Consider the following 22,901-nt stretch of genomic DNA (forward strand, 5'->3'; position numbering starts at 1 on the left):
CGCCCCGGCTCAGGCGAGGGCCGTGGCGGTTTCGGGGGCCGTGCGGCGGGCCACGAGGGAGGCGCAGACCTCGCCCGCGCGGACGGCGGCCATCGACAGCAGGTTTCCGGTGATGCCGTGGGTGTGCTCCGTCCCGCCCTGGAGGTAGACCGCCGCCTCCAGTTCCGGTGCGGTGTCCACGCGGTAGTCGCGCAGGATCCGCAGCCGGCCCTCTTCGTCGCGCAGGCAGGAGCCGGCGAGGTCGCCGAGCAGGCGGCCGGGGTCGGGCTCGGTGTAGCCGGTGGCGTAGACCACGGCGTCGGCGGTGAGCCGCTCGACGGCGCCGGTGGCCAGGTTGCGGACGTACACGCCCAGGCCCTCGGGGTCCTGGTCGACGCCTTCGACGCGGGAGGTGTTGAGGATGCGCAGGCGCTCCTCGCCGCGGACCTTCTCCTGGTAGGAGCGGCGGTACAGCTCGTCGATGAGGTCGATGTCGACGACGCCGTAATTGGTGTTGCGGTGGTAGTCCATGAGCCGGTCCCGGACGGCCGGTTCGGCGCCGTGGTAGAGGTCCACCGCCTCGGGGTCGAAGAAGCGGTTGGCGTACGGGCTGTCGTCGGCCGGGCTGTAGCCGTAGCGGGAGAGGACCGCGCAGACCTCGGCGCCGGGGTAGGTGCGGTGCAGGTGGTCGGCGACCTCGGCGGCGCTCTGCCCGGCGCCGACGACGACGAAGCGGTGCGGGTCCGGTTCGGTGAACCGCTCCAGCCGGTGCAGGAACTCGCTGGAGTGCCAGACGCGTTCGGAGGACGTGATGCCCTTGGGCAGCTTGGGGACCAGGCCCGTGCCCAGGACGAGGTTGCGGGCGCGGTAGGTGGTGGTCGCGGAGCCGGACGCACCGACCACGTCGACGTCGACCTCGACGACGCGGGCGCCCGGCTCCGCGCCGCCGCCGGCCGGGGCGGCGGCGCGGACGGCGCCGACCTCCAGCCCGTAGCCGACCATGTGGTCCACGCCGTCGGCGCACCAGCCCAGGTAGTCGTGGAACTCCTCGCGGGAGGGGAAGAGCACCTTGTGGTTGATGAAGTCCACGAGGCGGCCCCGGTCCTGGAGGTAGGGGACGAAGCCGAACCTGCTCGTCGGGTTGCGCATCGTGGCCAGGTCCTTGAGGAAGGACACCTGCATGGTGGCCCCTTCGAGGAGCATGCCGCGGTGCCAGCCGAAGGAGGCCTGCTTCTCCAGGAAGATCGCCGTCAGCCGCTGGTCCGGGGCGGCGGCCTCGTTGTACTCCTCGATGGCGATGGCGAGGGCGAGGTTGGCGGGGCCGAAGCCCACGCCGACGACGTCGTAGACGGGGGTCTGCGGATCGGACGCGTAGGGGGAACTCATCGTTCAGGGGCCTTTCGGTGGAAGAAGTTCAGGCCGGCCGCGAGGTGGCAGCCGAGGGCGAGGACCAGGGCGATCGCCAGGCCCGTGCCGGCGAAGGCGAGGAAGCCGGCCGAGATCAGGAGCGTGACCATCGCGGTGGTCCGCAGGGCGGGCGCCGGGCCGGCGGCCCGCAGGGCGGCCGCGGCGGCGACGATGTAGAGCAGGAGGAAGCAGCTGCTGGTGGTGATGAGCGCCAGCTCCACGCCGGCGCCGGTGACGGCGAGCGCGCCGAGGACCACCAGGTAGGCGGTGGCCAGTACGGCCGGCGGGCGGGCGGCCCGCGCGGTCACCGCCCGCGGCAGCAGGCCGTCGCGGGCGGCGGACCCGACCAGCCGGGAGGCGCCCAGCACCCAGGCGTTCGTCGCGATCACCGACAGGCCGAGGGCCAGCAGGTCGCCGGTCACGGCACCGCCCTCGCCCAGGGAGGCGCCCAGCAGCGCGGTGATGACCAGCGGGTCGTCCCCGGGCACGGCCAGGTAGGCCGCGGTGACGCAGACGTAGAGCAGTCCGACGACCGGCACCGCCCAGCGGATCGCGCGGAGGTAGGACCGGGCCGGGTCCTCGACCTGGTCGGCGAGGGTCGAGACGTTCTCCCAGCCGAGGAAGGAGAAGAAGGCGATGACCACGGCCGTGCCCACGCCGCCCCAGCCCGCTTCGAGGAACGGCGTGTACGAAGCCGCCTCCATGTGCGGCGCGGCCAGCACGACCGCCGTGCCCAGGCCCGCCAGCAGCACGACGAGGGAGGCGGCCTGGATGCGCGCGCCGGCGGCCACGCCCAGCAGCGTGAAGCCGGTGGACAGCAGCATGAAGCCGCCGGCGACCGCGTACAGCAGGGTGTCCGAGGCGTCGGGGACGCCGAGGAGGCGGAGCAGGCTGCCGGCCGAGACCACGCCCATCACGGGGTTGCCCACGGCGTACGTGACCAGCAGCAGCAGGGACGCCGACCGGCCGTGGCGGGGGCCGAAGCCGCCCGCCACCACCGATCCGAGGCCCGAGGCGTCCGGGTTCCGGGCCGACACCTCGGCGAAGAACCGGGCGAAGGGGTACGAGGCGAGGGCCAGCGCCACCCAGGCCAGCAGGGCGGCCGGCCCGGCCTGTGCCTCGGTGAGACCCGGAACCAGGAGGATGCCGGTACCGACGATGCTGCTGACGTAGAAGACGACCAGGGCGCCGACGCCGATGCCCCGATCCCTCCGGGTCCGCGGCGGGCCGAGGGTATCCGTCATCCGAGCGCCTCCGGGCCGAGCATCTCCCGTACGTGCGCGGCGACCTGTTCGGCCGCGGCGGGCGCCGTCTTGAAGCCGGAGCCCGACCAGCCGGTGGCGAAGACGATCCGGCTGTCCTCGGACTCCGGCCCGAGGACGGGGCGCCCGTCGCGGGTGTACAGGTCGACGCCGTGGCGGCCGAGGAGGAACTCCGCGTCGGCCAGCCAGGGCCACCGGTGCGTGGTGCCCTCGCGGATGTGCTCGACCTGCTCCTCGGTGACGCCGGGGCCCCCGTCCGGTTCCACGTCCCACTCGTCGACCGGGCGGCCGACGAGGTAGCCGTCGGCGGCCGGACCGGTGTGCTGGGGCCGGCCCCAGACCCCCGTGACCAGGTCGATGACGGACGGCAGGGTCCGGCCGTCGGGGTGCTCGAAGAAGGCGTAGCGGATCCGCTTGGTGCGCGGCGCCTCCGCCGGCAGGACCTCGGTCCCGGGCCGCGGTCCGAGGGTCTGCCAGGCGTCCGGGTCCTGGCCCGCCGTGCCGTCGGGGACGTCCGCCGAGAGGCGGTGGCCCTGGATGTACGGGGTCCCGGTGCCCGCGGCGAGCACCACGGCCCGGGCGCTGACCTCGCTCTCCTCCAGGAGGACGTGGATCCGGTCGGCGTCGCGCCGCTCCAGGAGCCGGACCCGGCCGGGCAGGACGACGGCCCCGTGGGCACAGGCCCGGTCCCGGTAACCGCGCGCCACGGTCGGCGGGTCGGCGTACCCGGCGCCCGGCTCCCACACGGCGCCGGCGACATCGCTGACGTCCAGGGCGGGGTAGAGCTCGCGCAGCTCCGCCGGGGTGAGCAGGGTGGCCTCCACGCCTTCGGCGGTGAGCTCGGCGACGCCCTTCTCGGCCTCGGCGAGGTCGCCCTCGCTGAGGAGCACGAGGGAGCCGGTGCGCTCGTAACCCGTCTGCAGGGTGTCGGGGCCGGGCTCCCGCCCCCAGGCCAGGTGGTGGCTCCGCAGGGCGAGCGCGCGGATCACCGGGTCGGGGTCGTAGGCCCGGACCAGGCCGCCGGACTCGGTGGTGGCGGCCGGGTCGGCGTCGGACGGCGCGGTCATGGCGACGCGCAGGCCCTGGCGGGCCAGCACGTCGGCGGTGGCCGCGCCGACGACGCCGGCGCCGATGACGAGGACGTCGTACGCCTTGCCCTCGTGCTCCGCGTCGGGCGGTACGGACGCCGCCGCGCCGGTCGGCGCGGGGACGGGGACGACCTCCCAGGCGGCTCCGCCGCGGCCCGGGACGGGCTCGCCCTCGGCGGTGAACTCCCGGTCGGCGTGGGCGCGCAGGGCGTCCAGGACCGCCGGCCCGTCCTGGCCGGAGGCGGCGGCCAGGGCCTTGGCCACCGTGGCGAACGCGGAGTCCACCTGGGCGGCGGCGCCGCCCTGCAGCCGGGCGACGTGGGCCTCACCGGCGGCCTCCCCGAGGAGTTCGGCGAACTCCTCGACGGCGCAGTCGTCGGTGAAGTACAGGGTCCCGGTGAATCCGGCGGCCCGGCGGGCGCGGGCGGTGCGCGCCGCACCGGCGTGGGTGCCGCAGACGATGAGGGCGGTGGCGTCGGCCGGGATGCCGGTGTCCGGGCCGCCGACCTCCAGGCCGTCCTCGGGCAGGACCCGCAGGAGCTGCGCGAGGACCGCTCCGTAACTGCTGCCGTCGTCGTCGACGGCCACCGCGGTGTGGCCGGCGCGCAGGACGGCCGCACGCAGCTCGGCGAGCTGCGCGAGGTCGTCGGGGCACCAGCGCAGGGCGGCGCCGGTCGTGCCCGTCAGCAGTCCCGGCGCGGTGGCGAGGGGCAGCAGGACGGGTAGCCCGGCCGCCCGGTAGACGGGCAGGGCGGTGCGGGCGCCGGCGCTGTTGAAGTGGCCGATCACCAGGGTGTAGCGGCCGTCGGCGACGACGGCCTCGGCGACGGTACGGGACACGGCCGTCTCGCCCCGGTCGTCGTGGAGGTCCCAGTCGAGGCTGTCGTGTGCGGCGGCCCCCCGTTCCAGGAGTTCTCCCCAGGCCGCGCGCGGCCCGGAGAAGGGGCCGACGACGGCGGCGCGGACGCCGCGGTCCGTGGCCGTCGCCTCCGCGGGGGCGGCGGGGAGGCTGCGGTCAGGCACTGAACACCCCCTCGGTGGGCACGGCGAGCGGGGTGCCCGCGGCCGGTGCGCGCAGGGCGTCTGCGTCGACGCGGCGGCCGGCGGGGACACCGAGCAGACCGGCGAGCCGGGCGGCGCCGTGGGGCAGTACGGGGGCGGCCCAGGCGGCGAGTGCGGACGCGGCGGCGAGCTGGGCGGCCAGCGCGGAGCGGTACGCCGCGGCTCCTTCGGGGCGCTCGCGTTCGTGGCTGTGGACGTGCCCGAAGTCGTCGGCGAGGGAGACGGCCTCGTCGAGCAGGGCCACGGCGCGCCGGGCGTCGAAGCCGGCCGCCGAGTAGGCCTCGCGCAGCTCCTCGGCCGTACGGGTGAGGCGGGCGCGCAGCCGCTCCCAGGCCCGGCCCGCGGGCTGCTCGGCGGGGGCGGCCCCCTCGCAGTCCTCGGCGACGGCGGTGAGCAGGCGCGTCAGCCAGCCGTCCCAGTGCCCGGCGAGCCGGGCACGGCTGCGCTCGAGGTCGGCGGAGGTGAAGCTGGTCTGGCGGCCCTGGGGCCGGTCGGACAGGACGTGGTAGCGCAGCACGTCGGCAGGGGTGCGGGCGAGTTCCTCGTGGGCCCAGATGGCGTGCCGGCGGCTGGTGGAGAACTTGAGGCCCTCCAGCCGGTAGAACTCGTTCACGATGAAGGTGCTGGGCAGCGGTGCCCTGTCCGCGCCGTGGGGCCCGGCGGCGTCGGCGAGGAAGGCCGCCGGGAAGAGCAGCGCGTGGAAGTAGCCGTTGTCGAAGCCGAAGAACTGGACGGGGCCCGGGGCGGGCTGCCCGGTCCCGCACTTCTCCCACTCCAGCAGGTAGCCGGGGGCCATCTCGAACCACACGTAGACGCGCTGGTCCGTGAAACCGGGCACGGTGACCGGGACGCCCCAGCCGGAGGGGTGGCTCACGGCGATCTCGGGCAGGCCCTCGGCCCGCATCCGTTCGCACAGGGCCCGCAGGTGCGGGGGCATGTCCACGCGCTGCCAGTAGGCGTCGAGCTGCTCGCCGAAGGGGGCGAGGGGGAAGTAGAGCCGCTCGCAGTCGCGCAGTTCGGCGGGCGCACCGCAGGCGGTGCACTGCGGGTCCGTGAGGTCCGCGCAGTCGTTGGGGCGGCCGCACGGCTCGCAGGCGTTGCCGTTGGAGCCGGAACCGCAGTGCGGGCAGCCGCCCTTGACGTAGGCCTCGTAGAGCCAGCGCTCGCAGCCGGTGCAGTAGGGCAGCGGGCGGGTGCGGGCGACGATGTGGCCCTCGTCGTAGAGGCGGTGGAAGAAGTCCTGGACGTAGGCGGTGTAGCCGGCGTCGCGGCGGGGGCGGACGATCGAGTCGAAATCGGCTCCCGCACGGCTCCAGACGGACTCGATGGACTCGCCGTAGCGGTCGGCGATCTCCTCGCCCTTGAGGCCGCCCTCCAGCAGCCCGCGCACCGGGACGTAGCTCTGGTGGTCGTCGAGACCGGTGGTGTAGCGGACGTCGGCGCCGTCGGCGAGGCGGAAGCGGCGCAGGACGTCGCCCGCGAGGTAGGGGCCGGCCATGTGGCCGATGTGCAGGTCGCCGTTGGGCGTCGGGGGAGTGGCGGTGATCCACTCGGTGCGGCTCATGCGGCGGCCGCCTTGCGCTCGTGCAGCGGCCAGTAGAGGGAGACCCAGCTGAGGACGGCGTCCGCAGGGTTGTGGACGACGTGTTCCCGGTTGCGGGGCAGGACGACGAGGTCACCGGCGGTGCAGGGCTCGTCCTCCTCGCCCGCCAGGGACACGGTGCCCGAACCCGAGAGGATGATCATGACCTCGTCCTGGTCGTGGCAGTCGGGGTCGGACGTGGCGCCGGCGGGCAGGAAGCAGGCCATGGCGCCGACGGGCGGCTCCTCACCGATGCCCTGCCACGGGATGAGCCGCTGGCAGGCCATGCCGAATTCCCGGGCGGCGGAGCCCTCGTCGATGCGAATCTTGGTGACCACTGGTCGGTTCCTTTCGGAATTACGGAGGTTGACACGAAAACGTGGGGATGCAGGGCCGCGGCGATTACAGGTCGCGCAGTTCCAACGTGCAGCACTTGGCGCCGCCGCCGGCCTTCATCAGCTCGGGGAGGTCGATGCCGATCGGCTCGAACCCCCGGGCCTTCAGTGCGCCGATGAGGTGCGTGGCGGCGCTCGAGAGCAGGACGTGCCGGCCGTCGGAGAAGGCGTTGAGGCCGAAGACCTCGGCGTCCGCGGCCGTCGCCAGCACGGCGTCCGGGTACAGCTCCCGCAGCACCGCCTGGCTGCCGGGGGAGAACGCCCCGGGGTAGTACATGACCTCGTCGTCGGAGAGCACGGCGAGGGCGGTGTCCAGGTGGTAGAACCGCGGATCGACCAGGGTCAGCCCGGTGACGGGGACCCCGAAGAACTCCTGGGCCTCCGCGTGGGAGCGCGGGTCGGTGCGGAAGCCGGTGCCCGCCAGGAGGCGCCGGCCGACGAGGAGGTAGTCCCCCTCGCCCTCGTTGATGTGCTCGGGCCAGAGGATGTCCGTGCAGCCCTGCTCCCGGAACCAGTCCAGGTAGGCGGGGCCCTCCGCCGTGCGCTGCACGTGCCGGAAGCGCGCGCCGAGGACCTTGCCGTCCACCACGGTGGCCCCGTTCGCCGCGAACACCATGTCGGGCAGGCCCGGTTCGGGCCGGATCAGCTCGACGGTGTGCCCGAGCTCGCGGTACAGGTCGTGCAGCCGGTCCCACTGGATCTGGGCACTGCCCTGGTCCGTGGGCTTCTCGGGCTCCATCCACGGGTTGATGGAGTAGTTCACGTCGAAGTGGCGGGGCGGGCACATCAGCAGCCGCCTCGGCGTGGCCACCCGCTGCGGCGCGGTCGCCCCGGGGCGGGTCGCGGCGGCCGGGGCGATCGGCTCGGCTTCGGGCATGGCAGGTCTCCTTCTGTGGTGGGGAGGGGGTGGGACCGCCCGAGGCGCGGGGTGTGCGCCTGCGGCGGCGGTGGTGCGGGCCGCCGGCCGGTTCGCCGCGCGGCCGTCCGTCGCTCAGTCGGCGACGACGAAGACTCCGGCGCGATTGCGTTCCTGGAGGTACCGCAGGTCGGCGAGGAGCACGGCCTGGTCGGCGTGGCGCAGCAGGACCGCCGCGCCACCGCCCTCGCCGACGGTCCGCGCCACGGTGTCCCCGGGCGCGGGCATGAAGAGGTCCCCGCTGTAGGAGGTCAGCTGCCGGACCTCGTCGAGACCGCTGAAGCCCGTCAGGGTGCCGTCGCGGCGCACGGTGAAGGCGTAGTCCGCGACGAACCCGTCCGGCGCCTGCGCCGCGTCCCCGCTCTGGCCGTCGATGCCCAGCAGGGAGCACAGCCGCGGCAGCGGCTCGCCGGCGATCCGGCGGGCGTACTTGACGACCTTGACGTCCGAGCCGCTGAGGACCGCCTCGAAGCAGACCGGCCCGCTGCGCACACCGGAGCCGGTCACCAGCGCTTGGAGCGCCTGCTCCAGCAGCCGCACCTCGGCCGACCCGGGCAGGGCGTTGACCACGGCGGTCAGCAGCCAACGCGGCCCCTCCTCCAGGCTGTAGCAGCGCCAGGTGTCCGTCAGCCGGAGCTCGCCGTCCACGACGACGCCGTTGGCGAAGTACGGGGTGCCCGGCACGAATGCGTGGACGAGCACCCGGCCGCCGTCGCGCCACAGCCCGGCCAGCTCCTCCGGCGGGACGGGCCGCCCCGGCCGGGCGAAGAGCGCCGAGCCCGTGTTCGCGGTGAACTCGGGGCGCAGCACCTGGGTGGTGCCGGCCTGCCCGGCCAGGTACCGCTCCAGTGCGGCCGGGTCGGAGAACACGACCGTGTCGAAGGCCAGTTCCGGGGCGGCGGCGCGCACCGCCTCGTGCTGGACGACCTTGCTGCCGGCCCGGGCCGGCGCCACCGGTTCCGCGCTGACCTCGAAGGAGGCCGCCGTCCGGCGGATCGCCTCCTCCACGGCGGCACTGGACGCGCCGCGGAAACGGAACCGGCCGCCCACGTGCTCGTAGTACGAATCGGCCTCGGGCAGCACCTCGCCGGGGGTCAGCAGCGCCTCCGCGTACGGCTGCCCGGGCAGCGGCCCGGCCATCGGCGTCACCGCGGTGATCCGGCAGGGGCGGCTCTCCGGCGCCGGGACCAGCAGCCATCCGCCGGTCTCCCCGGTGCCGGGCTGCCGGGGCTCCTCCAGGACGGGCAGGCCCAGCTGGTTGCGGAACGCCGTCTCCATCAGGTCCCGGCCGTGCACCTCCCGCCACAGCAGGGGGATCTCCGCGCCGCCGACGCGGGCGCCGACCTCCAGGAAGGCACAGGTGCGGGTGGCCGGGTCGAAGAAGACCTCCAGGTGGAAGACGGTCGGCCGGTCCGTCAGCGCCCGCAGCACGCGCAGGGCGAAGCCGGCGACGGCCCCGTTGACCTCCGGGTCGTCCTCCTCGACCGAGCCGAGCACTCCGCCGCCGCGGAACTCCAGGCAGTTGTTCAGGTAGCGCGAGGCGCGCACCACCGTCACCCGGCTCCCGTCGAAGGAGCCGTCCACGTGGTAGATCCCGTGCGGGTCGAACGCCTGGACCATGCGCGGCTCACCGCGGAACGACACCCCGGCCAGGTCCTGCGGACCGTCCACGCGGACGACTCCCGCGCTGGAACTGCCGATCAGCGGCTTGACGATCACCGGCCAGCCGGCCCGCCCGGCGAAGTCCAGGACCGAGGCGGCGTCTGGCGCCGGCGCGAAGTCCGGAACCTCCACACCGGCGGCCGCCACCTCGGTGGCCATCCGGAACTTGTCCCGGAACGGCAGCAGCTGCTCCTCCCGGGGGCCCGGCACGTCCCACTCGGCCCGCAGGGCGGCGCCGACGAGGAGGTCGTCCTCCTTCAGGGCGACGATGCGGTCCGGGGCGCCGTGGCGCTCGGCCAGTGCGGCGACGGCCTTGCGGACCTCGGCGAGGTCGTCCGTGGCCTCCACGACCACCACTTCGGCGGCGGTGGGCGGGATCGAGGCCCGGCCCACCTCCGTGCTCACGTAGGTGACGCGGTGGGCGCTGTGGTCCAGGTAGCGGGCGAAGTCCGCGTACTGCTCGCGCCAGCGGTTGACGACGACGACGTGCGACGAGGGTTCCAGTACGGTGCCGTTCATGACGCCCCGCCGTCCGGCGCGAGCGCGTAGAAGTCCGGGCCGTCCAGGTAGCGGATGGTGTTGGCGTCGCGCAGCACCGTCTCCTCCGTGTCGTGGAGCAGCGTGACCATCAGCGGGTAGCCCATGTCGTTCACGGTCCGCTCGATGCGGGAGCCGGGCGGCAGGGCTCCGCGGAGGTCGTTGAAGCTCTCCAGCGCCTTCACCTCGTCCAGGCGCGGGAAGCCGGCGAAGACGCCCTCGACCGGCGACACCAGCGTCACCGAGGCCATGAACGGCCCCTTCGGGTAGTCCTTGCCGAGGCGCTCCTCGAACCGCTCGGGGGCGAGGTAGGCGGCGGCGGACAGGTCCAGCTGCGACTCGCCGAGGGTCACCTTGGCGTAGTGGGGGAGGTTGCCGCCGCAGATGCGGGCGCCCATCTCCACCAGCACGGGACCGGCGTTGGTCATCTTCACCTCGACGTGCGCGGGACCGTGCTGGATCCCCAGGGCGTCGAGGACCTGGACGGCGTACTCGGCCAGCCGGTCCTGGACCTCGCCCCGGCGCTGCATCAGGTACGCGGCGTCGACGAGGTCGATCACCCCGTTCGCGGAGATGCGGGTGGTGCGCCAGATGTCGGTGACGTGGTGGCGGCCGCCGAGGCTGACCGTGTTGACCATGTACTCGGTGCCGCGCAGGTACTCCTGGGCGACGACACCCGTGTTGATGTCGGAGAACACGTTCCGGGCGCCCAGGAGCTTGCCGAAGGCGGCGGCGGACTCCTCGGGGGTGTCGCAGAAGAAGATCCCGTCACCGGCGGCGCTGCGCAGCGGCTTGACCACGATGCGGCCGCCGTGCGTGCGGTGCCAGTCGGCGAGCTCCTCGGCGGAGGAGGGCAGGAGCTGGCGGGCGCCCGCCAGGCCGGCCGCCTTCACCGTCTCGATCTGGACGTACTTGTCGCGCCGGGCCTCGCTGAACTCCACCCCGTTGGTGGGCAGGCCCAGTGCGGAGCTGAGCGCGTCGGCGAACTCGACGCCCACCTCGCCGCCGGCGACGACCGCCACCGGCTCGTAGGCGGCGACGGCCCGCGCCGTGGCGGCCAGGTCCCCGCCGTGGACGATGTTGTCCACGTAGTCGTCCAGGCTGAACGAGCCCTCGTAGACCTTCGGGACCTCACGGGTGCTCTGGACCCGGACGAGGGTCGCACCCGCCTTGAGGAACTCGTCGGCGAGCAGTTTCGTCGGCGCGTACGAATCGACGATGACGACGTGCTGTGCAGCGGACATCTCTACCTCTCGTGGGTGACGGGCTGAAGGGCCGGCGCGGTCTCCCGCTCCGGGGCCGGGCCGGTACGACCGCGCAGGGCCACCGCGGCGAACGCCGCGACCAGGGCGCCCAGGACGCCGGTGACGGCGAAGGCGGCCACGGCACCGGAGGCGTCGAAGGCCGCTCCGGCGAGGGGGGCGCCCAGCGCACTGCCGGCGCTGATCGCCGCCCCGTAGATGCTCATGACCGTGGCCCTGTTGCCCTTCCCGGACAGCTCGCTGGCCGCGGTCGCCGTCGCGGCGAAGACCGGCGAGTACAGGACGGCGGCGGGGACGACGGCGAGCGCCAGCAGCCACCACTCGCCGATCAGGCCCAGGGGCAGGACGGACAGGCTCAGCAGGGCGGTCGCCAGCGGCACCGGCAGGCTGCGCGGCAGGGAGCCGAAGGCCAGGCCGCCGGCCACCGAGCAGATGCCCGACAGGAGCAGGACGACGCTCGTCCACTCGATCTGGCCCTCGGCGCGCAGGGTGGCCACGATCGCCACCTCGTAGCCCGCGATGATCGCGCCGGAGGCGAGGGTGGCCGCGAAGACGGCGATCAGGGGCAGGTTCAGCCGGCCGAGCCCGGAGGCCTTCGCCCCGGCGCCGGACGCCTGCTCCTCCTCCTTCTCGGTCTGCGGGTTGCGCACCGCCAGGGCGAGGTTGGTGCCCAGCAGGAGGGCGCCGAGCGCGAGCAGCGCGACCTCCGTGGACACCTGGGTGGCCGCCGCCACGGCGAGGGCCGGGCCCGCCATGTACGACAGGGAGGTGAGGGTGGAGTCCAGGTTGAAGGCGGTGTGCCGCTGCTCCTGCGGGACCAGCCCCGCGATGGCCAGGCGGATCACGGTGGAGCCCGGGACCAGGACGAGGCCCGACAGCAGGGCGCCGGCGACGAAGACGGGGAAGGACATCAGCGGGGCCAGGCCCCAGAACGCCCCCTGACCGAGGACCGCGACCAGCAGCATGGCCCGCAGTCCGCGCCGGTCGATGAACCGGCCCTGGAAGGGCGCGCCGACGGTCACACCGGCGGTCCACGCCCCGGCGACCAGGCCGGCCTGCCCGTACCCCTGGCCGAGGCCCAGGGCCGTGTGCAGGGTCAGGACGATGGGGATCGCCACGACCGGCAGCTTGGCGAGCAGTCCGAGCAGCAGGACGGCACGGAACCCGGGTACCGCCAGCACCTGGCGGTACTTGTCAGGCCCCATCGGGCTGCCCGCCGCCGTCGGGCACCGGCTCGAAGCCGAACGTGCGGATGAAGCAGTCCCGCGGCTGGCCGACGGCGAACAGGATGCAGTCGAGGAGCGAGCGGGCGGTGAGCCCGGTGCCGGGACCGCGGTCGGCGCCGTCCCACTCGGGGCCGAGCGGGTCCACGTTCCGGAAGTCCGGCGGGTAGAGGGAGATCACGCGCACCCCCTGCGGGCGCAGCCGCTGCGACATGATGTCGGCGAAGTTGGCCTGGGCGCCCTTCGCCGCGTAGAACGCCGGGCTGGCGCTGCTCGAGTCGCTGCGGCCGGAGGCCACCAGGGAGACGATGTTGACGATGTCGGGGCGCTGCGAGGAGCGCAGCAGCGGCAGGAAGTGCTTGGTCATCAGCACCGTGCCGATCCCGGCGGACGCGACGGTCGCCATGATCTCCTCGTCGGTGACCGTCTCCAGGTCGAAGCCGTCCAGCCACCCGGCGCCGTTGTTCAGCAGGATGTCCACCCGGTCGGTGACCCGGCCCACCTGTTCGGCGAACGCGCGGACCGACTCCGGGTCGCTGACGTCACAGGCGAACGCGTGGACCTTGGTGTGGCCGAGGGCGAGGATCTCGTCCCGGGTCGCCTCCGCGGCCTTCAGGCTGCGGGCCGACAGGAAGACCTCGGCGCCCAGGGAGGCGAAGCGGATCGCCAGCGTCCGGCCGAAGTCGCGGGCCGCGCCCGTGACCACGACGCTCGTGTTCTTCATAGCGTTGCGTTCCTTAGCTCAAGATGAGGGTGTCTTCCGAGCGCTCGGCGGGCAGCCGGTGGATCAGCGCATCGGCGGCGGTCCGGGCCCACTCGTCGGGCGTGGGGTAGGTGTGGTGCTCGTCCGGGAGGCAGGTCGCGAGCATGTCGGTGTCGATGCCGCCGCCGGGATCGGCCGCCACCACCCGCACGCCGGGCCGCAGCCGGGCCGTCTCCTCGGCCACCGCGCGGGTCAGACCCTCGACGGCGAACTTGCTCGCGGTGTAAGTGGCGAGCATGGCCCGGGGGTTGCGGCCCCAGCCCGAGGAGACGGTGACGAGCGTGCCGCCTTCGGCGATCCGGGGGATGAAGGCGCGGGCCATCGTGTACACGCCGCCCACGTTCACCCGCAGCACCGCGTCGAACTCCGCCGGGGGAACCTCCCACAGCGGCGCCGGCGCGTTGACGGCCCCCGCGTTGGCGACGACCAGCCCCGGCGCGCCCAGGTCCGCGTGGACCCGCCGCGCCCATTCCTCCACCTGGTCGGCGTCGGTGACGTCCACCCGGTCGAAGCGGTGCCCGGCGCCCAGTTCGGCCCTCAGTTCCTGGAGGGCCCCGGTGTCGCGGCCGCAGCCGGCCACCGGGTAGCCCAGTCCGGCGAAGCGCCGGGCCAGGGCCCGGCCCAGGCCCTTCGTCGCGCCGGAGACCACCACCGGCAGCAGCCTGTCGTCGGTCACGCTCGTCCTCCTCTGCTTGCCAGTTCACGTACGGGGCCCCGCGGGTCGAGATCGGTGACGAACCGCGCCGAACGCCCGGGGCGGTCGTGGAGCACCTGCTCGGGCGGGAAGAAGCCGTAGCGGGTGACCAGGACGAAGTCCGTTCCGGCCGCGTCCGCGGCCAGGACGTCCTGCCGGGAGTCGCCCACGAGCACGGCCTGCTCGGGAGCGGCTCCACCGCGCGAGAGGATCTGCTCCAGCCGCCGGGACTTGGGCTCCTCGCCGCCCAGCACCGAGTCGAAGGCGCCGAGGAGTCCGCCCGCTTCGAGCACGCCGACCGCCTCGGCGGTGAGGGTGCCCGTCGCCACGTGCAGCGGCAGGCCGCGCGCGGACAGCTCGGCGATCAGCTCCGCGGCGTGCGCGCACAGGGGCGCCCGCCGGTACCGCTGCGCGAGGAGGGCGGCGTAGGCCCCCGCGTAGCGGTCGTGGAACTCCGGGGCGTCCGGCCCGGCCAGGCCGCGCTCGGCAGCTGCGGCGTGGAACGCGGCGAAGTGGGCCCGCCGGGAGCGGCCGAAGGTCCGGCGGAACTCCGCCGCGAACTCCTCGACCAGCTCCGGCGGGTACTGCGCGAACACCTCGCGGACGCAGTCGACCTTGAGCTCGTTGGAGTCCACGATCACTCCGTCGAGGTCGAAGACGACGACCGGGTGACCGGCCAGTACGTCCAGGAGCCGCTCAGACCCGGGCATGGGCCAGCGCCTCGTCGAACAGGGCCGGGGAGAAGGCGGAGGCCGAGGCCTGCGCCAGGAAGCCGAGCGCGCTCAGCTTCTCGTCGGCCGACAGGCCGGTGTTCTCCTCGATGCGCTGGACGTACGTGGGGTGCACGTTCCGCATGCCGGCGAGGGCGTAGAGCCCGCTCGGGCCCCAGCGGTACTTGTCCATCAGGGGGTGGAAGTGCCGCACGACGATGTCCATCAGTGGCTGCAGCCTCTCCGGCCCGTCGCCGAGGACGGCGAGCAGCTGCTCGGTCCGCGTGTTGCCCGCCCCGCGGCCCATGCCGTGGACGGTGCCGTCGAGCCAGGTGGCTCCGGCCCCGGCGGCGGTCACGGTGTTGTGGAGGGCGAACCCCTGGTTGTCGTGGGCGTGGATGCCCACGGCGGCCTGCTGGCCGTCCTGGAACAGGCGGACCAGCGCGGCGGTGCGGTCCGGGCGCAGCGAGCCCAGGGAGTCGGCGATGTAGACCGCCTCCAGCGGGCCCGCCGCGACCACGTCGGCCAGGCAGGAGGTGACTTCGTCGGCGGTGGCCAGGTCGATCTGCATCAGGTTGAGGCAGACGGCGTAGCCGGCCTCGCGCAGGGAGGCGATCGCCCCGGTCACGCCGGCCACCTTGTCGTAGCGGACCGCGACGCGGACGATGTGGACCGGCAGCGACCCGGGCTCCAGCTTCCGCTTCAGCTCCCGTCCGACTTCGGCGGCGGGCAGGGCGACGAGGTCGGTGCCGTCCACCATCACTGCGAAGCGCAGCCGGTGTCCGGCGGGCAGGGCGTCCGCGAGGTTCGGGGTCAGCCCTTCGGGGAGCTGCCCGTACGGGCCGAACCGGCCCTCCTCGAAACGGACGTACCCCAGCTCCACCACGTCGATGCCGAGACCCGGACAGGCGGCCAGGTACTCCTCCACCAGTGCGGTGTCGAAGTTCCAGTTGCTGTAGTAGCCGCCGTCGCGCAGCGTGCAGTCGAGGACCGTCAGGCCGTTGTGGTCCACGGTCGTCACTTCCCGTCGAGATCAGGAAGGGTGTTCGTGAAGTCGACGTGGTGGATGCGCTGCATCTCGGCCCAGTTGAGCTTGGCGTCGTGGTTCTCGTGGCGGACGAGGAGGCCGCCGTCGAGGTGCATCATGTCGTCCCACGCCTGGACGGCCGGGTGCAGGTCGTTGGCGCGCAGGAAGTCGTAGGTCGGGTCGAAGTGGTCCTCGGCCTCGACGTACATGAAGAGGGTCAGCGGCTCGATGTAGAAGATCTGGAGCTTGCGGACACCGATGACGTCCAGGGCACCGCCGGGGGCGACGATCTCCGGAATGGCCTCGCGGTGCAGGGCGATGTACTTCTCGGCGGCGGCGGCGTCCTTGAGGCGGATGGTGAAAGCGTGGTTCTTCATCGGGAGATCTCCTTGGTAAGGGTGAGAAGGTTCTGATAGGTGGCGTGGACTTCGGTCCACGTCTCCTCGTCGAGAATGTGCCGGCTGGGGCCGCGCACATGGGTGTTCTTGACGATTCCGCGTTCCTTGAGGAAGCGCTTCGCAATGGCGAGGTAGTAATCGGTGCTGTTCATCATGTGGCACATGAGGTACGAGAGCTGGTGGCCGATGCGCTCGGCCTCGGCCCGCCGGCCCTCTTCCAACAGACGCCACAGGACCACCACGATTTCCGCGATCTCCGTCGCGGGAATGGTGCCCGTCAGACCGCGGCGGTGGCAGTCGAGGAGCATCATTCCGCCGTCGCCCTCGAAGATCCGGGCCCGGCCGCCGGTGGCGTCGCGCAGCTCGCTGACGCGCGGCGGCGTGGGCTGGGCCTCCGGCTTGAAGAGCACGCGCTCCTCGCCGTACGTCTCCAGCAGCCGGACCTGGGCGTCGATGCTCAGAGGCGTCTTGGCCAGGCTCTTCGCGTGGTGGATGATCACCGGGATGTCGACGGACCCGATGACGTCGCTGTAGTAGCGGACCATGCCCTCGTCGCCCAGCGCGATGGTCGCCGGGTGCATGACCAGGAGCGCGTCCACACCGGCTTCCTGCGCGTGGCGGGAGTACGCGACCGCGGCCTCGGGGGATTCCGCCCCGGTGCTCATCACCGATATCCCGCGGCCCTGTGCGGCCTTGGCCGAGAGTTCGGCGACGCGCAGTCGCTCGTCGTGGGTCAGGCGCAGCACTTCCGAGATCTGGCCGACGACGAATCCGTCGCAGCCGACGTCGAACATGTGGTCCGCCTGGGCGAGGAAATCCTCCTCGTCGATTGCGCCGGTCTCCGTGTAGGGCATGAGGACGACGGGCAGAACGCCTTTTACCTGCTTAGCCATGCGCTTGGTGTCTTCCAGTTCTGGTGGGAGGTTTTCCGGATTTCCGGACAGGCCGGGTGTTTTCCGCGGCGTGTTTCAGCGGCCGGTGACGAGGCGGGCGATTTCCCCGGCCGCCCAGGGCGCCATCTTGAAACCGCCGCCGTTGAAGCCGGTGGCGAGGAGCAGTCCCGTCTCGCCCGGGACCGGGGCGACGCGCGCCGGGGCGGTCGTCGCGTCCGGGGAGTCCGGGGCGTGCGGCGCGTCCGGGGCGTAGCACTCGGAGGCCCGCAGGGTGCCGAGCGAGGTGCTCCGCGCGGCCCACCGGAAGCGGGTGCTTCCCGCGGCCACGGCCCGCCGGGTCTGCTCCGGGTCGGCGGGGAGGCCCCCGGCCGGGGCGTCCACGCGCTGTCCGGTGGGGTGGCCGAGCAGCATGCCGCCGGACTCCGGGTCCGGGCGGCCGTTGACGTCGTGGACGTCGTCCATGTAGGCGGGGTGGTCCTTCACCGTGCCGTCGGGCAGCCGGAGTTCGACCTGAACGGCCTGCGCCCACAGATCGTGGGGGACCCCCCAGGAGTCGAGCAGCCGGGGGGTGTCGGCGCCCGCGGCCACGACGACGCGGTCCGCGGCGATGACGCCGGCCCCGGTGCGGATGCCCCGCAACCGGCCGCCGGTGCGCAGGAGTTCCCGCGCCTCCACGCCTTCCAGGACCCGGCCGCCCTTGCGCCGTCCGGCGGCGAGGTAGGCGCGGGTGATGTCGATCGGATCCGACCATCCGGCCCGGGGCTCCCATACCGCGCCGTCGACCGGCCGGTTCAGGAGGTGGCCGAACCTGAGGTCCGCCTCGGCGGACTCCAGCCACTCCATCGGGGCCTCGGGGGCACCCTCCACCACGGACCGGGCGTGTGCCAGCCGGCTCGGGTGGGGGACGTAGAGGAACCCACTCTCGAAGAAGGGCACTTCGACGCCGGTGCGGTCGGCGAACTCCTGGAAGTACCGCCAGCCGGCGAGGGCCCGCGCCGTGAGCGTGGGGTCGTCGTGGTAGCAGCGCACGATGCCGCCGCTCCACGCCGTGGTCCCGAGGCCCGCCCGGCCGCGTTCGACCAGGAGTACGGCGACCCCGCGGTCGACGAGTTCGTGGAACACCGCCGCCCCGACGACCCCGCCGCCGATCACCACCACGTCCGCGGCGGCCAGGGAGGGTTCAGCCATGGTGGCAACACCGGACTTCATCGGCCTCAGTGACACGCATGATCGACTCTCCCCCCGGACCCGGGCCGGAACCCGGTGGTGCTCGTCAGTGCAACGGAACACGCGGACGCCGCCGGCCGCATCCGGGCGCCAGGCGGGCGTCCGGCCGGTGATCAGCGCGTTCACGACACGAGGAAGCTAGGTCGGCGGACCGGGGAGCGTCGAGGAGCACCGGGCGTGCTTCGTCAGGTCCGGCGGCTCCCCGGGCGGCAGCCGGCCGCCCCCACACTGCATGCGGAAGCCGGCCCCGCCGCCGTCCGGGGCCGCCCGCCGGCACCGGCCCTGCTGCCGCCAGGGAGCGGGGTGGCACCGGCGGTGCCCGGGACGCGAGGCAAGCGGAACGCGGCCGGGCACCGAAGGGTTTTTTGGGTACGCCGGGGGGCTCCTTGACCGCTGACCGCGGGTCGGGGCGGCGCGATGATCCCCTCGCCCCGTGGCCTACCGGTCCTGGCGGCGCGGGCCCGGGGTCAGGCCGGGCGCCGGCTCCGTGTCAGACCCGGCACAGGACCTCGCCGTTCAGGACCGAGAACCAGGCGTCGGGGTGGGCGCCCCAGGCGCGCCAGGCCTCGGCGGCGGCGGTCAGGTCCGCCCGCGTCGCGTGACCGTCCCGGGTGGCGATGTCCGCGTAGCCGGAGGCCGTGGTCCGGTCCGCCCACAGGGCGGACCACCAGGCGGTCTCCTCCGCCGTGGCGTAGCACCAGGCCGTCGCCGTGCACCGGACGTCGGTGAAGCCGGCCTCCCGGGCCCAGGCCGCCAGCCTGCGGCCCGCGTCCGGCTCGCCGCCGTTGGCGCGGGCCACCCTGCGGTAGAGGCTCAGCCAGTCCTCCAGCCCCGGCGCCGCCGGATACCAGGTCATCGCCGCGTAGTCGGCGTCCCGTGCCGCCACGATGCCGCCCGGCCGGCACACGCGCCGCATCTCGCGCAGGGCCCGCACCGGGTCGCCGACGTGCTGGAGCACCTGGTGGGCGTGGACCACGTCGAAGGAGTCGTCCGGGAAGTCCAGCGCGTGCACGTCCGCCGTGCCGAACTCCACGCCGGTCAGTCCGCGCTCCGCCGCGTACGCGCGGGCCTGTTCGACGACGTCCGCGGACGCGTCCACGGCGGTGACCCGCCCGCCCGGGGCGACCAGCTCCGCCAGGTCGGCGGTGATGGTGCCCGGCCCGCAGCCCACGTCCAGGACGGACAGGCCCGGCCGCAGCTCGTCGATCAGATAGGCGGCCGAGTTCACGGCCGTGCGCCAGCGGTGCGAGCGCAGTACCGACTCGTGGTGGCCGTGCGTGTAGACGGCGGTCTCCTTGCTGGCGTCCATGGCCTGACCCCTCCTCCTCGAAGCGTGCTCCCCACCGTAGACGATCAGTTCGGCATGTGAGACAGACGTTTTGAAATGTGGACACGTGCCCTGTGTGTCAAGAGAACCGGTCAGGTGGGTGGCAGCGCCGGGCCGGTGCGAGGAGAGTGGGCGCAGGGGACCGGACACCCGTGGCAGAGGACGGTGGGAGCCATGTCCGACACGTTGCTCTCCCAGCACGCCGCAGCGCTGCGGCTCTTCGGCGAACGACTGCGCGCCGTCGCGGACGACCAGTGGGACGCCCCGACCCCGTGCACGGAGTGGACCGTGCGGGACCTGGTCGACCACGTGACGGGCGAGCAGCTGTGGGTCCCGCCGCTGGTCACCGACGGCCGCACCGTGGAGGAGCTGGGCGACGCCTTCTCCGGCGACGTGCTCGGCGAGGACCCGGTCGCCGCCTGGGAGCGGGCCTCGGCCGCCGCGCACGCGGCCTTCGCCGCGCCCGGGGTGCTCGACCGGACCGTACGGCTCTCCTACGGGCCCGCGCTCGGCTCCGCGTACTGCTCGGAGCTGACCGCAGACTGCGTCGTGCACACCTGGGACCTCTGCCGGGGCATCGGGGCCGACGACCGCCTCCCGGACGGCCTGGTCGAGTTCTCCATCAAAGAGGTCATGCCGTACGCCGACGGTCTCGCGGCCGGCGGCATGTACGCGGAGCCGCTGGAGGTCCCGCCCGGCGCCGACGCGCAGACCCGGCTGCTCGCGCTGCTGGGGCGGAAGGGCTGACCGACCGCGACAACGGGCACACCGCACCAAACAATCGTATAAAGGGCAGGTCTGGCGGAGTGGAACGGAGCGGTGCGAGCGCGGAAGGCGGGAACCGGTGGCGGGGATGCAGCGCACGGCGGCGGAGGGCCGTGGTCCGGTCCGGTACGGACCCCCCGCGCCCCTGCCCGGCCTGCCGGTGCTCCCCGAACTCCTCTCCGTCCTCGCCGCGGCCGCCGGGCGCTCGGCGCCCGAACCCGCCGGCGGCGGCGAACCCGTCCGCGAGGCCGCATGCCGCCACTGGGCGCGGCGCGGGCTGCCGACCGCCCCCGAGAACGTGGCCGCGGGCCCCGGGGCCCCCGCCCTGCTGCTCGCCCTGCTCGGCGCGTACGGGGGCGACGTGATGCTGCCCCGCCCCTGTCCCGCCTGGTGGACCCCGCAGGTGCGGCTGCTGGGAGGGCGGGCCTATCACGTGCCCACCCCGGCCGAATGCGGCGGCGTACCGGACCCGTACGCCCTGCTGGAGACCGTACGGCGGGTACGCGCCGAAGGCGGCGACCCGAGGGTGCTGCTGCTGTCGGTGGCCGACGACCCGACCGCGACCGTGCCGCCGCCCGAGATGCTGCTGGAGGCCTGCGAAGCCGCCGCGTCCGCCGGGCTGTTCGTCGTCAGCGACGAGAGCTGGCGCGACACCGTCCACCGGCCCCACGACACGCTCGTCCTGAGCCCCGCCGAGATGCTGCCCGACCAGGCGGCCGTCCTGGTCGACCTGGCCGGAGCCCTGCTCCCCGCGGGCTGGCCGGCCGCCGTGGTCCGCTTCCCCGACACCCCGCGCGGGACCGCGCTGTGCGCCCGCACCCTCGACGTGCTCACCGCCACCGGCGCGCTGGTCGCGGGCCCCGTCGCCGGGGCCGCCGCGCACGCCCTCGACGAACCCGACGCCGTCGCGGGCCGGGCCCGGGCGGCAGCCGCCCTGCACGGCGCGGTGGCCGCGGCCGCGCACCGGGAGCTGCTCGCCGTCGGGGCCCTGGCGCGGCCCCCGCAGGCGGGCCGCCACCTGTACGCCGACCTCACCCCGCTGCGCGCCGGCCTCGCCCGGCACGGGGTCGGCGACGCCATGGAACTGGAGGACTGGCTGGGGGGCCGGCTCGGCGCGCCCACGCCCGGGGGGCAGCGGTTCGCCGACGAACTGGGGGCCCTGCGGGTGCGCCTGTCGACCGGTCCGCTGCTCGGGGCCACCCCCGAGGAACGGCTGGCCGCGCTCACCGCCGCCGATCCCCTCGCCCTTCCGTACGTACGGCGCTCCCTGGACCTCCTCGGATCGGTCCTGGCAGGACTGGCCTGATCCCGACCCGGTGAACGGAGACACGTCGATGAGGGACCAGACGGACGCCCAGGCCCCCGCCCACCGGCCCCACCCCGGGCCCGGGCCGGAACCCGGGCCCGCGACGGAAGGCGCGTCCGTGACCGGGGCCGCGGTCGTGACCGGCGCCGCGGCCGTGACCGAGGCCGTGACCGAGGCCGTTGCCGTCGCTGTGGCCGGACCCGCGTCCGTGACGGAAGGCGAGTCCGTGATCGGACCCGAGTCCGTAACGGGGGCTGCGTCGGTGATCGGACCCGCGTCGGTGACCGGCGCCGCGGCCGTGATCGGGTCCGCGGCTGTGGCCGGACCCGCGTCCGTGACGGAAGCCGCGTCCGTGATCGGACCCGCCTCCGGCCCCGGGCTCGCCCCGGCCCCCGCCCCGGCCCCCGCGGCCGGGCCGCCGGGCGGCGGGCCGCGGGTCCTGGGGGAGGTCCGCCGCTGGCCCCGCTCCTTCGCCGGGCGGCTGACCACCCCGCTGCCCGGCCTGCGCGCCTTCGCCCGGCTCGCCCGCGAAGGCGCCTTCCGGCCCGACCCCGCGGGGCTGCGGGGCATCCCGGACCTGCCGTACGAGCCCGCCCCGCTGCCCGCCGCGGACCCCGGCACGGTCTGCGTCACCTGGGCCGGACACGCCAGCTGGGTGATCCGCGCCGGCGGGCTGACCGTCCTGACCGACCCCGTCTGGTCCCGGAAGATCCTCGGCACGCCGACCCGGATGACGCCCGTCGGGGTGCGCTGGGAGGACCTGCCGCCCGTGGACGCGGTGGTCATCAGCCACAACCACTACGACCACCTCGACGCGCCCACCCTCAAGCGGCTGCCGCGGCACACCGCCCTGTTCGTCCCGGCCGGCCTGGCCCGCTGGTGCCGGCGCCGCGGGTTCACCCGGGTCACCGAGCTCGACTGGTGGGAGTACGCCGAACTGGACGGCGTACGCTTCGAGTTCGTCCCCGCCCACCACTGGTCGAAGCGGTCCCTGACCGACACCTGCCGGACCCTGTGGGGCGGCTGGGTCCTCACCGACGCCGGCAGCCCCGCGCGGACCCAGGTCTACTTCGCCGGCGACACCGGCTACGGCCACTGGTTCGCCGAGATCGGCCGCCGCCACCCCGGCATCGACCTCGCGCTCCTGCCGGTCGGGGCCTACGCCCCGCGCTGGTGGCTCAGCGACGTCCACGCCGACCCCGAGGAGGCCGTACGGGCCTGTCTCGACCTCGGCGCCCGGCGGATGGCCCCCATGCACTGGGGCGCCTTCGTCCTGTCCGCCGAGCCCGTCATGGAACCGCTCCTGCGGACCCGGGCCGCCTGGAGCCGCGCCGGTCTGCCCCGGGAGGACCTGTGGGACCTCCCGATCGGGGCTTCCCGCACCCTGCGCGGCCCGACCCCCGACTGACCGCACCG

The 22,901-nt window shown here is 74.2% G+C and carries 20 protein-coding genes; 3 read left to right on the top strand and 17 right to left on the bottom strand.

The genetic code is table 11. From position 1 onward, the window contains the following. Positions 1 to 9 precede the first annotated feature (9 nt). The 17 genes from ACFWUZ_RS00720 to ACFWUZ_RS00800 form a co-directional block, all read right to left on the bottom strand. Positions 10 to 1,365 (bottom strand): lysine N(6)-hydroxylase/L-ornithine N(5)-oxygenase family protein, encoded by a 1,356-nt coding sequence (locus ACFWUZ_RS00720; protein ID WP_384364795.1) that lies wholly within the window; start codon positions 1,363 to 1,365, stop codon positions 10 to 12. Then, complete coding sequence (locus tag ACFWUZ_RS00725; RefSeq protein ID WP_384364798.1) at positions 1,362 to 2,630, bottom strand: APC family permease; 1,269 nt, start codon at positions 2,628 to 2,630, stop codon at positions 1,362 to 1,364. The genes ACFWUZ_RS00720 and ACFWUZ_RS00725 overlap by 4 nt, the downstream gene beginning before the upstream one ends. Next, entirely contained in the window at positions 2,627 to 4,759 is a 2,133-nt protein-coding gene (locus ACFWUZ_RS00730) for an FAD-dependent oxidoreductase (protein WP_384364801.1), read from the bottom strand. Before ACFWUZ_RS00730 ends, ACFWUZ_RS00725 begins: the two co-directional genes overlap by 4 nt. Beyond that, complete coding sequence (locus ACFWUZ_RS00735) at positions 4,752 to 6,362, bottom strand: class I tRNA ligase family protein (protein WP_384364803.1); 1,611 nt, start codon at positions 6,360 to 6,362, stop codon at positions 4,752 to 4,754. The genes ACFWUZ_RS00730 and ACFWUZ_RS00735 overlap by 8 nt, the downstream gene beginning before the upstream one ends. Then, the gene (locus ACFWUZ_RS00740; RefSeq protein WP_384364806.1) at positions 6,359 to 6,718 is read right to left on the bottom strand and encodes a cupin domain-containing protein; all 360 of its coding nucleotides are present in this window, start codon (positions 6,716 to 6,718) and stop codon (positions 6,359 to 6,361) included. The genes ACFWUZ_RS00735 and ACFWUZ_RS00740 overlap by 4 nt, the downstream gene beginning before the upstream one ends. Positions 6,719 to 6,782: 64 nt before the next feature. Further along, positions 6,783 to 7,652, bottom strand: coding sequence for a dimethylargininase (gene ddaH / locus ACFWUZ_RS00745; RefSeq protein WP_384364809.1), 870 nt, complete (start codon positions 7,650 to 7,652; stop codon positions 6,783 to 6,785). Between the two features lie 114 nt (positions 7,653 to 7,766). Next, on the bottom strand, positions 7,767 to 9,872 hold the full coding sequence (locus ACFWUZ_RS00750; protein WP_384364812.1) for a hypothetical protein: 2,106 nt from the start codon (positions 9,870 to 9,872) through the stop codon (positions 7,767 to 7,769). Further along, positions 9,869 to 11,134 carry an ATP-grasp domain-containing protein gene (locus tag ACFWUZ_RS00755; RefSeq protein ID WP_384364815.1) on the bottom strand — a complete coding sequence of 422 codons (1,266 nt, stop codon included), beginning with the start codon at positions 11,132 to 11,134 and terminating at the stop codon, positions 9,869 to 9,871. The genes ACFWUZ_RS00750 and ACFWUZ_RS00755 overlap by 4 nt, the downstream gene beginning before the upstream one ends. A gap of 2 nt (positions 11,135 to 11,136) precedes the next feature. Then, positions 11,137 to 12,357: an MFS transporter gene (locus ACFWUZ_RS00760; protein WP_384364818.1), complete on the bottom strand. Its 1,221-nt coding sequence runs from the start codon at positions 12,355 to 12,357 to the stop codon at positions 11,137 to 11,139. After that, positions 12,347 to 13,099 carry an SDR family oxidoreductase gene (locus tag ACFWUZ_RS00765; RefSeq protein WP_384364821.1) on the bottom strand — a complete coding sequence of 251 codons (753 nt, stop codon included), beginning with the start codon at positions 13,097 to 13,099 and terminating at the stop codon, positions 12,347 to 12,349. The genes ACFWUZ_RS00760 and ACFWUZ_RS00765 overlap by 11 nt, the downstream gene beginning before the upstream one ends. A gap of 13 nt (positions 13,100 to 13,112) precedes the next feature. After that, complete coding sequence (locus tag ACFWUZ_RS00770; protein ID WP_384364824.1) at positions 13,113 to 13,814, bottom strand: SDR family oxidoreductase; 702 nt, start codon at positions 13,812 to 13,814, stop codon at positions 13,113 to 13,115. Next, entirely contained in the window at positions 13,811 to 14,542 is a 732-nt protein-coding gene (locus ACFWUZ_RS00775) for an HAD family hydrolase (protein WP_384364827.1), read from the bottom strand. Before ACFWUZ_RS00775 ends, ACFWUZ_RS00770 begins: the two co-directional genes overlap by 4 nt. Then, on the bottom strand, positions 14,529 to 15,554 hold the full coding sequence (locus tag ACFWUZ_RS00780) for a hypothetical protein (RefSeq protein ID WP_384364830.1): 1,026 nt from the start codon (positions 15,552 to 15,554) through the stop codon (positions 14,529 to 14,531). The genes ACFWUZ_RS00775 and ACFWUZ_RS00780 overlap by 14 nt, the downstream gene beginning before the upstream one ends. Positions 15,555 to 15,559: 5 nt before the next feature. Further along, entirely contained in the window at positions 15,560 to 15,946 is a 387-nt protein-coding gene (locus ACFWUZ_RS00785; RefSeq protein ID WP_384364833.1) for an L-rhamnose mutarotase, read from the bottom strand. After that, entirely contained in the window at positions 15,943 to 16,860 is a 918-nt protein-coding gene (locus ACFWUZ_RS00790; protein WP_384364836.1) for a dihydrodipicolinate synthase family protein, read from the bottom strand. Before ACFWUZ_RS00790 ends, ACFWUZ_RS00785 begins: the two co-directional genes overlap by 4 nt. A 75-nt stretch (positions 16,861 to 16,935) precedes the next feature. Then, complete coding sequence (locus ACFWUZ_RS00795; RefSeq protein ID WP_384364839.1) at positions 16,936 to 18,048, bottom strand: NAD(P)/FAD-dependent oxidoreductase; 1,113 nt, start codon at positions 18,046 to 18,048, stop codon at positions 16,936 to 16,938. Positions 18,049 to 18,577: 529 nt separating this feature from the next. After that, positions 18,578 to 19,396, bottom strand: coding sequence for a methyltransferase domain-containing protein (locus ACFWUZ_RS00800; protein ID WP_384364842.1), 819 nt, complete (start codon positions 19,394 to 19,396; stop codon positions 18,578 to 18,580). Between the two features lie 192 nt (positions 19,397 to 19,588). On the opposite strand from ACFWUZ_RS00800, the gene ACFWUZ_RS00805 reads away from it, so the two are divergent. The 3 genes from ACFWUZ_RS00805 (at position 19,589) to ACFWUZ_RS00815 (ending at position 22,893) form a co-directional block, all read left to right on the top strand. Then, positions 19,589 to 20,161, top strand: a complete 573-nt coding sequence (locus ACFWUZ_RS00805) for a TIGR03086 family metal-binding protein (protein ID WP_384364845.1) — start codon at positions 19,589 to 19,591, stop codon at positions 20,159 to 20,161. A 106-nt stretch (positions 20,162 to 20,267) separates the two neighbouring features. Continuing rightward, entirely contained in the window at positions 20,268 to 21,485 is a 1,218-nt protein-coding gene (locus tag ACFWUZ_RS00810; protein ID WP_384366241.1) for an aminotransferase class I/II-fold pyridoxal phosphate-dependent enzyme, read from the top strand. A 355-nt stretch (positions 21,486 to 21,840) separates the two neighbouring features. Further along, a complete protein-coding gene (locus ACFWUZ_RS00815; RefSeq protein ID WP_384366244.1) occupies positions 21,841 to 22,893 on the top strand; it encodes an MBL fold metallo-hydrolase in 1,053 nt (350 codons plus the stop codon). Positions 22,894 to 22,901: the final 8 nt, after the last annotated feature.

Source organism: Streptomyces sp. NPDC058646 (genome assembly GCF_042716875.1).
Classification (GTDB): domain Bacteria; phylum Actinomycetota; class Actinomycetes; order Streptomycetales; family Streptomycetaceae; genus Streptomyces.